Source organism: Pseudoleptotrichia sp. (assembly GCF_057270515.1).
Window position 1 is genome coordinate 38,736 of record NZ_DBHIXS010000003.1, and the last position, 13,118, is coordinate 51,853.

Sequence of the window (13,118 nt, forward strand, 5' to 3'; positions counted from 1 at the left end):
GAAAAATTTGATATAATTTAACCTAAAAATTAAAATAGAGAATACATTTATGAAATTCTTTAAAATTTTACAATGTAAAACAGGAAATGAGCTTTAGAAAAAGTCATCTATCTAAGCCTTTAGGTTTGTTAAATGAATAAATATATTCTCTGCTTTATTTTTAAATCAAACAGATTTCTATTTTTAAAACAATTTTTCTAAAATAATTTTTTTTAAAATTATATATATGCCTTTCATTAAGGACTATTTTACTAAGGGCTATTTTACAAAATAAGAAATACTCTAATCATAAATTTATATATATTTTCTATTTTTTTCTATCCAAAATTCTTTCCAAAATTTTTTTAATCAAATATTCTTATTAATATATATTTATTAATCCCAATATGTATTTTATTAATCAAAAGAAAGTTTTGATTTTATAAAATTAATAAATTCTTCTTTTTCCTCTTCCGAAGAAAAAACCCTGAATGGAATAATAATAGTCGAAACAGGGGGATTAAAAAGATATATCGCTTTATCCGTCTGTTTTGCCTTGAAAATTTGGCTATATTCCACAATGTTGTCTCCCTGAGATGTTTTTTCATTAAGATAGCTATGTTTAAACAATATTGTTCTTTCTCCTAAAATATTACTGTCCTTTTTATATATTATTTTCAACACCTTGTTTTCTATAAGTTTATGAAACAACATCGGAGATATTATAAATACTGCCGCTGTTAAAAATATTATCCCTATAAAAAAGTTAAAACCTTTACTTCCTGTTACACTTACAATCGTTATACCTAATAAAGCGGGAGTTGCTGAAAGCATAAGCCTCATCTTCTCTATTTTTTTTCTGAAAATTTCAGAATTTCTCATACAGAATGAAATGTGTTCCATATATTCCTGTTCCGTCAAATCAAAAGATATTTTCATTTTATTTTCCTTTCTCATAACATTTTATCTCTTAAGACTGTTAATTTTTAAAAATTTTTATTTCCTAATATTTTAGTTTTAGACAGATAATTTTTTTCTTTCAAATGCTGAAATAACAGTAATGATATCTGACTGGGGAGTTCCTAAATACTATACAAAAATGAGTACAGAAATCTTCAACATTATCAATCAACTCAGGCAAGGAAAACTGACACCCGAAGAAGCTATAACACATCCTGCTCACATAAATTCAGCTCCTTTTATTCAATTTTATCATATTATACCTTATAAAAAAGAAAAATAGAAGAAAAATTTTAATTCAAAAAAAAGAAACTACTTTGTACTTATTTTGTAATAATCAGAAAAAATGAACTGCACCAGATCTTGTGTCCAAGATTTTGGATGCAGTTCACAACAACTCTTATAAGACAATATTTTCTATATTCTAAACTGAGTACATTAACTCAGGAGAAACAGCAAAATATACTCTCTTTTTATATTTTAAACTTTAAACACAGTCTGTCCGTCCACATCTTTTGTCAATGCTTCCAGTGCTACAGTAACCCTATGTTCTCTCAATTCATACTGTTCTTCCTTGGATGTAGCAGGGTCTCCCAAAGGATAAGGAATTGATATGGTAGGAACTATTTTATTTACCCCTACTGTAAGGGCTACAGGAACCAGATTACACATCTGAACTATAGGTATTCCTGCTTTTTCAACTTCTTTAACAATCGTTGCACCGCAACGAGTACATGTACCTCAGGTAGAAACCATTATGACACCGTCTACATTATCGGCTTTAAGACATTCCAGCATTTCCCTTCCCATTCTTGAAGCTTCGGCTTGAGTAGTCCCGGTACCTACTGTACTGTAAAAGTAGTCATGTAATTTACCGTAAACGCCTTTTTTAAGCAGATTTTTCATCGCATCAAGCGGAACGATTACGTTAGGGTCATTATCTGCCGCTGCCGGATCAAATCCTGCGTGAATAGTTTTAAATTCTCCCGATTTCAGTCTGTCCATTTTGGATATATCGTATCTTCCCCATCTTGTGGCTGATGCAGACTGTATTCTGTCAGGGTTGTCCACAGGAACGATACCTCCCGTAGTCAATATTGCGATTTTAGCATTTTTCAAGTCTTTTATCGGAGTAGCTACAGGAATTAAATCTTTTTTGGATATTGGTAATTCCGTTTTAAATTCTTCTCCTCTAAGTTTTTTAACTAACATATCCACACCACGTTTTGCGGCACTTACTTTTGAATCCAGCCATACCTGATGTCTTACACCTCTTGGGAAATATCCGTTTTCTTCAGCTCCGCCCAATGGCTCATTTTTTGCAATTTTATCAATATATTTTGCGATAAGTTCCGCATCTTTTTTCATAGAAGCTGCCGAATGTCCACCTTCAAAGACAGGCAACTCTTTTTTAAACATTTCTACACCCGGATTTTCAACATTCATGGAAGTTACTACAGGTATATTGTATTTTTCCTTAACGGCTATACATATATTACCGCACGCAACACCGTATCTTCCTGCCTGAAATGCCGGCCCTGCTATAAAGAAATCAAAATCAAGCCCTTTTATCAAGTCCATAATTTCAGCTATAGCTTCTTCCTTATTGGAACCCATATAATTATCTCCGCAAATAATTGTATGAGTTATCTGTACTTCTTTCATCAGTGAATTGAGAGCCATTCCCGGCCCGACAACTCCTTCTTTTAGGACAGGTTTAAAATCAGCCTTGTCTTCTCCACCTATTCCGCCAAAAAACTGGTTTATATAATGAATTGCTTTTTTCATAATTTTCCTCCTGTAAATGAGTTATTTTATATTTTCATTTTAAAATTCTTTCATTGTTTTTACAGACCACCCTGCTATGGCATCACCGCAGAACATTGCATTATTTTCCATTATTATTGAGCCGTCTTCCCTCACACTCGGACCTAAAATTTCATCATTTGCCCAACCTCCTGACAGTCCGTCTCTTGCTAATGACTGAAGTTCTCCTATAACTTTTTTAGCAGCAGGTAATATTATCATTTCAGACACATTTCCTGTGGAAACTAATGCATCGGCTTTTTCATCCAAAACAACTAAAGGTTGGCTTGCTCCGTCTCTACCTGTACATTCATTGCTTATTCCTACTACTTTAACTCCTACGTCCTCCAGTGCGACTATACATCTTATATAATCCGTGTCAGGATTTCCGTATCCTTCTTCAGTAACTATAGCTCCGTCCGCTCCAAGGGCTTTTGCAAGATTTGCTACAAAAATTGCTGACCTTTCTTTTTGTTCCAATGAAACATTCAGATTTGAAAGTATAACTCCCAAGAAATTAATTGATTTACCGTGTTCTTTATACAGTTCCTTTATAGTAGGAAAATTTTGCATATCATATGTCGACCATTTAGATGAAGCCGGCATAAACGAACCGGAAATAATAGCCCCATCCAGTATTTCATTTGGATTGACAAATGTAGGCACGTAATGGTTCAAATCCCAGCCGTATATCAAATCATTATATCCCATTTCTTCCATTTGAGACTGCGGCTGCATTACTAAAACAACACTCGGAAGTTTTTCCACAGCAGAATCTCTGTTTCTTACAGGCTCAAAATTATACTCTTCTATATCATTTGAAGTCTGTTCTAATACTGTTTTTGCAAGATATTCAGAAAATTTATGGCTCGCCCATCTGATTGCTCTGTTTTTCTTTTGCTGTTCATGTCTTTCAAATTCTTCGTCAGTATCGGCAACCAGACATATATTTATCAATTCTCCATAAATAGTATATTTCTGACCTTCTCCCGACATATCAATAAGACCGTCTCCAAATGAACCCCAGTGCATACCTACACCAAGTACGGATACACCTTTAAGAGCGTACAAATCTCCTTCACCGCATGGAGCAAGTTCCCCTGTTACTCCTGGGAATGCAGCCCTTCCGTCTTTTCTGGCACGAGGTTCTACCGCTTCTTTTACAGGTACAATACGGATATCTTCCCCGGGTTTTGCAATTTCTATATCTGCACTGATAATATGTTTATCTTCTTTTATAAAATTTAAAGCCTCTTCTTTGTTTATATATAAAACTTCGTTTTCATATTTCGTTTTCTCGCCGAATACAACATCTTTTACATGAAAATTATGAATTTTTAATTTTTTCATATCTTCCTCCTAATTATTTAATTGATTGTATTTTTCTTCTTCTTTTAATGCTTTCATTATGGAAATTATAGTAAGGAGCATTATAAATGCAAATGGAAATGCAGCTACTATTGATACAGTCTGTAACATTTTCAGTCCATTTACGGAACCTATCATTAATGACAATGCCAATGCCGACTGTACAATTCCCCACACTAATTTTTTTGAATTAGGCGGGTTCAAATCTCCGTCATGAGAAAACATACCTAAAACAAATGTCGCCGAATTTGCCGAAGTAATAAAGAATGTAAATAATAGTGCTATTGCTATAACGGATATTACATTTCCCAATGTTATGTTATTAATAACAATAAAGAAAGCTGTTGAAGCATTTTTTGAAGCATCTATTAATACTTCTTTGGCTACTGAAAAATCTATGGCTCCAAATATTGAGAACCAGAAAAACGATACGACAGACGGAACAATAAGTACACCGCTTATAAATTCTCTTATAGTACGTCCTTTGGAAATTCTCGCTATAAAAGTTCCAGTGAAAGGTGCCCATGCAATCCACCATGCCCAGTAAAACAAAGTCCATGCTCCATACCAGTCTGTTTTACTGAAAGCCCCTATTTCAAAAGTATTGGACAGTAAACTCTGTAAATAGTTTCCTGTACTTTCTCCAAATATATTAAGAATATCGACAGTCGGTCCGAATATTATCGATAATCCCAGCAAAGCGACAACTAAAATCATATTCAGATTTGAAATGAATTTTATACCTTTATCAATACCTGTTACAGCTGTCCAAGTGTATATAACTGTTATAACTACTACTATTATTATCTGTACCGTAGTTGTTTCAGGAATTTTAAACATAAAATTCAGTCCACTGCTAATCTGATATGTCCCTAATCCCAATGAAGTAGCCATTCCTGCGGCAGTTGCAAATATTGCCAATATGTCTATCAGTTTCCCGATATATCCTTTAGCTTTTTCTTCTCCTATTAGCGGTATAAACAGACTGCTTATCAATCCCGCTTTACCTCTTCTAAATTGCATAATTGCCAGACCCAATCCTAATATACTGTAATTTGCCCAAGGGTGTAATCCCCAGTGCAGAAAAGATTTAGTCATTGCAAATTTAGCCGCTTCGACAGACATGGAATCATATCCTATAGGATTGACATAATGATAAAGAGGTTCATATATACCGTAAAATACAAGACCTATCCCCATTCCTGCAGAAAACAGCATTGCAAACCATGAGATATTACTATATTCAGGTTTGGAATCTTCAGGACCTAATTTCATACTTTTATACTTACTGAAATAGGCAATCCAAATCGCAAATACTATAAAACATGTCATTGCTATTGTATAAAACCAACCAAAATTATGTACTATTTCTTTTAGTAAAATATTTGCAAAATTTTCAAATCCTTGCGGGAATATAAGTCCGCATAAGACAACAAAAGTTATAACGGAAACTGAAATTATATAGACTGAATTATCTCTTGTTTTTTCACTCATATTTCTGTTAAGACTATTACAAAATTGAAGAATTTCGATAAACCAGAAATCTATTTTATCATATCTTGGTTTTATGTATCTCCCCTTTTTGAAATAATCTATTCTCCTTTCCTTTGCTTTTTTCTTTTGTTTTTTGTTCAACTTTTTGATAATTTTTTCACATTAATTTACTTATCTTAAAAAAATTATTATTCTTAATTTTTTTAACTATATATGATATTCATTTTACAAATTTTACAAAATAAGAAAAGAGTATAAAATATTCTATTTTAAGAAATACGTGGAATTATATTGTCTATTATCGATAAATCAATGACTTTAAAATCTTCTGCAATTTTATCCGAATAATTTTCAGGTGTAAGAGATATATTTTGCCATTGTTTAAATGTTTCCAGACATTTTTCTATAAGCAGTATATCTTTCATATTATCTTCATTGCCCTGTGGATACAGAACTACTGACCTATAAGGTGTCTGATTAGGTTTAAGACTGGATGCTTGAGGATGAGTTAAAAGTATATGTCTATCATAAACCATATCTCTTACCTTTATTAAAACTTCTTCATATTTTTCTGTAAAAATACATTGCAGCTTATCTTTATATTTCAAATAAACCTTGTCGTTATTAGTAATAAGTATTGCTTTTTCGAGATTCCACATATTTATCTCCTTTTATTGTGTGTATTTATCAGCTATTATATTCGGAAATTCCCCTACCTCATAATAGAGGAATTTCCATTATTAGAGAGTACAGTGATTATTATTAGACAATTTTTTCAGCAAATCACTTTAAATCACTTTTTCTTATTTTTTAAGTCTTTGAAATTTTTCCAAAGCATAAATAGTATAAGTACTGCTCCTACATAACCATTTAATACATATATTATGTTTACCAATACTCTAAAATCCAAGAATAGACCTACTAAGAGTCCTACCATAGCTAAAACTACAGTCAACATCTTAAATGCAGGTGTTCCTTCTTTTGCAAAACGGGAAGAAGGATTATAGAGTAACGGTACTGCCGTTGTATATATTCCCGCAAATACAACTATTGCGAATATTTTAGAAAAAATTGGTACTATAGAGTTAGCAAGTATAAGATTAGGTATTCCGGCATTCCAAACATACAGACCGTCAGAACCCGTATTTATATTTGCAATTTGTCCGAAAGAAACTACAACTATAGCTATTGCTAATGCAACAGTTCCCCATATTATTCCTTGCTGTAAATCTTTTTTCTTATTTTTCATGGCTAATGCTGAAGTAAAGCTTGCAAACCATAAAAGTACAAAGCCTGCATAGGATAATCCCGATATAAGCCAGTTAGCACCGGCATTTTTTATAGTTTCTCCTGAAGCTGCTCCTTTATAAGCACCTGTTTTAATTACTTCCAAGCCCGCAGATACATTTCCCGCGTCTCTCACAAAAGTAATAAGTCCTATTGCAATACACAATACAACTATTGCAGGGCCTACTATACCTATAGCATCCACAAGAGAATTCAGACCTCCTATTACGGTTATAACTGTTAAGATAATAAGTATTACTGCACCTATCCATACAGGTAATCCGTAAGCTTCATTAAGGGTTTTTCCCGCTCCTCCGACCATTACCCACAAAGACATATAACAAAATAATGTTGAATAATAATCATAAAATGTACCTAAATATTTCCCGCAATAATATTTATAAATATCATTTGCTTTTTCAAATCTTTCTTCAGCTCCTGCTTTCGCAAAGTTGAAGTTATAATAAAGAAATGCTATTACAAATACTGCTAAAACTAATATATTTTGAGCTCCGTACGCTGTATAATACTGAACTATTTCCTGCCCTGTAGCAAACCCTGAACCGATAGTAAATGCAACAACTGCTCCGGCAAGTATCAAAACTCTTTTCCAATCAACTAAATTGCCACTACTTTCCATAATCAGTTCCTCCTAATCTAATGTATGATTAAAAATTATCTTTTTCAAAGACTGTTTGCCCGGTAACAGGTGTTTGTAATACTTTTAAAGCTCTTCTTACCATTCTCTGACGTATTTTTTTGGAATCTGTTTCTCCCTGAGTAGGATCTCCTAAAGGATACGGTATACCTACTCCCGGAATTATTCTATTAGCTCCTATTGTCAATGATATAGGAACTACTGTAGCCATATGCACTACAGGAAGTCCGTATTTTTCGATACCTTTTACCATCGTTGCACCGCAACGTGTACAAGTACCTCAAGTACTTACAAGGATTACTCCGTCTACATGCTCATCTATAAGTTTCTGTCCTATTTCAGTACCGAATTTTGCTGCCGAACCTGTAGATGTTCCCGTACCTGTTGTAGAAAAGAATGTGTTATAAAGTTCTCCGAATTCTCCCTCTTTTTCCATTTCTCTTAATACATCCAGAGGCACTACAAGGTTAGGATTTTGCATAACAAACTGACGGTCATATCCACCGTGAATTGTCGTAAAATCTTTTTCTGAAAGTTTATCCATACCTTCTATTGAATAAGCTCCAAATTTTGTTGCATTTGAAGATTCAATATGGTCAGGGTTTCCTGTAGGAACTATTCCTCCTGATGTAACTACAGCTATTTTAGCTTTTTTAATATCTTTAATAGGTTCAGCAGGGGCTACTCTGTCAAATTTAGGCATAGGTAAATCTGTTTCAAAAGGTTCACCTTTTATTTTTTTGACAATCATTTTTATAGCTCTCTCCGAAGCTCTTTCATCAGCAAAATAATTTACCCTTATACCTCTTTCGTGGTACCCTTCTTCTGCAGGTCCTAATATTTCCTGATTTGTTGCAAGTTTTTTAACAATATCGGAAACACTTTTAACTGCTTTTTTCATATCTGCCGCAGAATTTCCCGTTTTCATAATTATGACATCTTTTCTGAACATATCCACTCCCGGATTTTCTTCATACTGGGCAGTAACTGAAGGAATTCCCAATTTTTCCTCAACGGCTTTACACACAGTTCCGCAGGCAACTCCATAACGTCCGGCATTAAATGCAGGTCCTGCTACAAATACATCAGGATTGTATTTTTTTACCATTTCCAGAACAGTATTTGTCGCAGTTTCGAGATTTTCACCAAAATAGTTGTCTCCGCATATAATTGTTGCAACTACTTCATAATCTTCTCCAAGGGCTGTCTGAAGTGCTAATCCCGGTCCTACAGCACCTTCTTTAATTTCAGGTTTATAATCGGCTTTTTCTTCTCCACCTATACCGGCAAAGAACTGATTTATATAATGAACTATTTTATATTTTTTCATTTTATATCCCTCCTTAATATCCTCTCGCAGCTAATTTATTAAATCCATTTGCTATTGTAGAGGCTATTATAATTTGAATTTCAGCTTCAAATGAACCGTCTGCATTAACACAACCTGCCCAACCTCCAATTTGGCTCTCTATGTAATCCATAGTTCCTATTATCTTATCCATAACCGGAAATTGTAAAGTGGCATTACCTTGTCCGCACGATGCAAGTGCTGTCGCTTCTTCGCAAACATCTGCAAGTGATTGAGATTTTCCGTCTTTTCCCGGGAATTCATCAGTTATTAGTACAACTTTTACTCCTTTTCTCTCTACTTTTTGACAGTTCATCATAAGGTCCGTATCAGGATTTCCATATCCTTCCTCCGTTATGATAACTCCGTCAAGCTGCATCCATTCGGCAAGTTTTGCAACCATATCCGAATGACGTTCTTTATCTGCAAGGAATACATTTTCATTAGTAAGGATAACTCCCATAAAATTAATATCTTTTCCATGATGTTTGAAACAATCTTCAATAACAGGATTGTGAAAATGGTGATATGTCGTAACTTTATCACAAGGAGCAACACAGTTACCCGAAACTATGGCACCGTCCATAATTTCAGTCGGATACATAAATGTAGGAACAAACTGTTTTGCATCTACACCGTAATAATATGTATCGTGTAAAAGTCCTTGTGATTGCAGCATATGGACATATCCTATTTTAGGAAGATCAGGATACATTGCAGCCTGTTCAAATATAGGTTTTGTTTCAAATGTTTCCAATGTATCAGGCTCAAGATTTCTTGCAGCTTCTCCAAGATAAGCAGCTACTTTTAATCCGGCTATACGTCCCGCTTTTTCGTATACATGAGTTTCCAAACCTTCTTTAGGTTCTATAACTACACATAGATTTACTGTTCCCGAAAACGGACAGTAATCAGCCGCAGGTCCGCTCATATCGATTACACCTTCCTGAAATCCGACTATACGTCCCACAGTAACTACACAGCAACCGTCAAGAGCGTGAGTTCTTCCGCTTCCTACAGTAGGACTTACTTTACCTATAACTCCCGGAAATATTTCTCCTCCACTTACTTTAACACGAGGTTCAATTACGTCCTTTACAGGTGTTATTCTTGTTTTTTCTCCGGGTCTCGCTATATCAAGCTTGCATCCTATCAATTTATCATCTTCCAGCACTAATTTTTCCACTTCTTCTTTATTAACATAAAGAATATGTTTTTCTATATAAGTTTTATCAGAAAATTGTATATCATTGATTTTAATTTTTCCAAGTTCTAATTTCATAATGTATTACCTCCTTATTGGTAATTCTTATTTTAGAATAATTTATTTTTAAAAAGAATTATTTATACTTATAATCATAATAAACATCGTTTTTCTCGAATTTTTTATTATAATCTGTCAATAATTCTTTGACTTCTGATGATAACCAGACAATGGCTATCAAGTTAGGAAGAACCATTAAGCTGTTAAAAATATCTGCTAATGACCATACTATGTCTACTTCTGCCAATGCTCCCATAACCACAAATAATAGTACTATTATTCTATAAGGCCATATAGCCGACTTACCGAACAGCAGTTTTATATTCGATTCTCCGAAATAATACCACCCGACAATAGTTGTAAAAGCAAAGAAGATTATACATAATGCCAACAATATTGCTCCTGCTTCACCAAAAGCACTTTTAAAAGCAACCTGTGTCAGCTGTGAACCTTTCAGGAATTTTCCGTCAACGTCAACTTTTGTATATGCTTCCGTAACTAATACTACTAAAGCTGTCGATGTACATATAACAAGGGATACAAGAACACCAAACATAGCTGATAATGCTTGCTCTGTAGGGTGTTTAACGTTTGCTACCGCATGAGCATGGGGTGTAGAACCCATTCCTGCTTCATTTGTAAACACTCCACGGGCTACCCCTTTCTGAACGGCATCTCTTACTACTGCACCCATAATTCCTCCTACTGCCGCAGTAGGTGTAAAGGCACTTTTGATTATCCATGCAAATGTAGGTATAATATGACTAAAATTCAAAAGCAAAATTATAATACTTCCGAGAATGTAAGTCAATGCCATTACAGGAACTACTAATTCCGCAAATTTGGCAATTCTTCCCATTCCGCCTATAAATATTGTACCTGTCAATAAAGCAACTGCAATCCCTATAATCAAAGGATTAAGATGTTCCAATCCTTTTACTCCTCTAATTCCGAAAGATATGGAGTTGGACTGTACGGCGTTACCCATAAATCCAAGTGCCAATATGATAGCTATTGAGAAAAATCCTGATAAGAATTTCGCAAAGCCGCCTGCTTTTTCTTTTAATCCGTATAAAATATAATAAGCAGGGCCTCCAACCAAGTCTCCATCTATTCTGGAACGATATTTCTGAGCTAATGAAGCCTCAGTAAAAATAGTCCCCATTCCTAAAAATGCGGTAACCCACATCCAAAATATAGAGCCCGGTCCCCCTGCTGTTAATGCAGTAGCAACCCCTGCAACATTTCCTGTACCTACCTGTGCAGCTATTGACGTAGCTAAAGCCTGAAAAGAAGACATTGAACCTTCTTCCTTATCTTTCTTTCCAAAAATGATTTTTAAAGATCTGCCGAATCTGATTATCTGGGGAAACCCCAATTTTATACTCAAGAATGTTCCTGCTCCCAACAATCCCCATACAAGTATATTGCTGGCAATAAACTCATTTATTGTATTTATTAACTTTACCAACTGTTCGTAACTCATATTTTTCACTCCCTGTATGATTTAATTTTGTGTACAGAAATAAATAATGACTGAAAACTTTAATGATAAAGATGACAATATAAGAAAAATACCACTAAAAAATACCATTATTATACTTCTGTATAATAACCTCTGATAATATCATTTGTTATTTTTTTAACAAGAGCTGCTAATACAACTATATTAAGTTAACAATATTGGTATACAATATTATACCGTGCAATTTAATATAGTTAATATTATTTTAAAAAAATAGCCTATAAATATTCCGAGTAAAATTTATAGGCTCTATTTTTTTGGAATATTATGTTTCTTTATGATAATAAACCTTCCGCTCTCAATATTTCTTTGGATTTTTCTTTGTTTGCTTTATTTACAAGAATAATAGGCCCTGTACATCCCATTCCGTTTTCAGCATAAATATTATGTTTCCAAAGGACTTTTGTCGCATCTTCGAGATCCATAATATCTACACCTGCTATTTGAGATGTTACCACTTCTTTTTCAGGCATTTTTATTTCTTCGGCAGGTTTAGCTTCCTGTTTTTTATTTTTCAATTCAGCAAAGATTTTGTCAAGTCCTGCTGACTGTGCTTTTTTATATTCTTCTCTGGCTTTTTCATTGACCTTTCCTGTAGCCACTTCATAGGCATAATTTAATGCTTTGGCAACAACAGGTGAACCCGATGCCCTTGAAAGGATTAATATTCTTCTGTCATAATTTTCTCCTACTCCTGGACCATATCCGTATCCCTGAGCTTCGTAATCTCCTCCTGTAGTATAAGATGAAAATACTTTCATAAGCAGATTACCTGTCAGTGAGTCCGTTACCATTACATCAGGTGTTCCCATTAGCAGGTCATTTCCTCTCATCACTGCACCGCCGTCGGCTCTTTGAGATTCTGTAAACTCAAAGTCATATCCGTTTTTTTGAAGTTCGGACAGCAGTTTTTCAGTCTGTCTTGCACCTTCTATGTTTATTATACCAACTGTAGGTTTTTTTATTCCTACTGATTTAGCAGTTGCTATCCCGTATATCGCATTTCTTACCATAGCTTCCACTCTATCTGTAGCAGACGTACCGGTAGTTGTAGCTATAAACATTTCATTTCCTTTTCCGGGAGTTATTACTCTTCCTACAGTAGAAACTCCTATAGGGAAATTATAATGCATTGTAACACATGAAGCTATTTCACCTTTATCCAACAGTTCTTCCATTATTTTATGTGCTTCTTCTTCGGATTCAGTCTCATGACTTTCAAAATCTTCATGACCTTTTCCTATGAGAACTATATCAAATAAGTCGTTTTTAGCTAACTGTGCACCTTTTATAATATTTTCAGTACCGTGTTCACTTCCTAAAGTTGTTACTCCTACTTTTATTTTTTTCCCGAAATTCCCTGTTTCAATAGCTTCTGCCAGTTCAAGTAATACTTCGGAAATTATTTTTTTACTCATTATAGCATACA

At 34.2% G+C, this 13,118-nt stretch carries 11 protein-coding genes; 1 reads left to right on the forward strand and 10 read right to left on the reverse strand.

Annotation, left to right across the window (positions count from 1 at the left end):
- Positions 1–396 precede the first annotated feature (396 nt).
- Positions 397–936 carry a YcxB family protein gene (locus ACO5J6_RS03330; RefSeq protein ID WP_485642069.1) on the reverse strand — a complete coding sequence of 180 codons (540 nt, stop codon included), beginning with the start codon at positions 934–936 and terminating at the stop codon, positions 397–399.
- Between the two features lie 103 nt (positions 937–1,039).
- Between ACO5J6_RS03330 and ACO5J6_RS03335 the strand changes: the two genes are divergently transcribed.
- Positions 1,040–1,222, forward strand: a complete 183-nt coding sequence (locus ACO5J6_RS03335) for a hypothetical protein (RefSeq protein WP_485642070.1) — start codon at positions 1,040–1,042, stop codon at positions 1,220–1,222.
- Positions 1,223–1,419: 197 nt separating this feature from the next.
- Here the strand turns inward: ACO5J6_RS03335 and grdH are convergent, their stop codons facing one another.
- The 9 genes from grdH to grdD all read right to left on the reverse strand — a co-directional run bounded on the left by grdH (position 1,420) and on the right by grdD (position 13,107).
- A complete protein-coding gene (grdH, locus tag ACO5J6_RS03340) occupies positions 1,420–2,727 on the reverse strand; it encodes a betaine reductase selenoprotein B (RefSeq protein WP_485642071.1) in 1,308 nt (435 codons plus the stop codon).
- 39 nt (positions 2,728–2,766) lie between these two features.
- Positions 2,767–4,095: a glycine/sarcosine/betaine reductase component B subunit gene (locus tag ACO5J6_RS03345; protein ID WP_485642073.1), complete on the reverse strand. Its 1,329-nt coding sequence runs from the start codon at positions 4,093–4,095 to the stop codon at positions 2,767–2,769.
- Between the two features lie 9 nt (positions 4,096–4,104).
- Positions 4,105–5,607 (reverse strand): BCCT family transporter, encoded by a 1,503-nt coding sequence (locus ACO5J6_RS03350; protein WP_485642074.1) that lies wholly within the window; start codon positions 5,605–5,607, stop codon positions 4,105–4,107.
- Positions 5,608–5,876: 269 nt separating this feature from the next.
- Positions 5,877–6,266, reverse strand: a complete 390-nt coding sequence (locus ACO5J6_RS03355; RefSeq protein ID WP_485642076.1) for a GrdX family protein — start codon at positions 6,264–6,266, stop codon at positions 5,877–5,879.
- A gap of 134 nt (positions 6,267–6,400) precedes the next feature.
- On the reverse strand, positions 6,401–7,534 hold the full coding sequence (locus ACO5J6_RS03360; protein ID WP_485642077.1) for a YkvI family membrane protein: 1,134 nt from the start codon (positions 7,532–7,534) through the stop codon (positions 6,401–6,403).
- 28 nt (positions 7,535–7,562) lie between these two features.
- The gene (gene grdF / locus ACO5J6_RS03365; protein ID WP_485642079.1) at positions 7,563–8,882 is read right to left on the reverse strand and encodes a sarcosine reductase complex component B subunit beta; all 1,320 of its coding nucleotides are present in this window, start codon (positions 8,880–8,882) and stop codon (positions 7,563–7,565) included.
- A 13-nt stretch (positions 8,883–8,895) separates the two neighbouring features.
- The gene (gene grdG / locus ACO5J6_RS03370; protein ID WP_485642081.1) at positions 8,896–10,182 is read right to left on the reverse strand and encodes a sarcosine reductase complex component B subunit alpha; all 1,287 of its coding nucleotides are present in this window, start codon (positions 10,180–10,182) and stop codon (positions 8,896–8,898) included.
- A gap of 58 nt (positions 10,183–10,240) precedes the next feature.
- Positions 10,241–11,650, reverse strand: coding sequence for an alanine/glycine:cation symporter family protein (locus tag ACO5J6_RS03375; protein ID WP_485642082.1), 1,410 nt, complete (start codon positions 11,648–11,650; stop codon positions 10,241–10,243).
- Positions 11,651–11,964: 314 nt separating this feature from the next.
- Entirely contained in the window at positions 11,965–13,107 is a 1,143-nt protein-coding gene (gene grdD / locus ACO5J6_RS03380) for a glycine/sarcosine/betaine reductase complex component C subunit alpha (RefSeq protein WP_485642083.1), read from the reverse strand.
- Between the last annotated feature and the right edge of the window lie 11 nt (positions 13,108–13,118).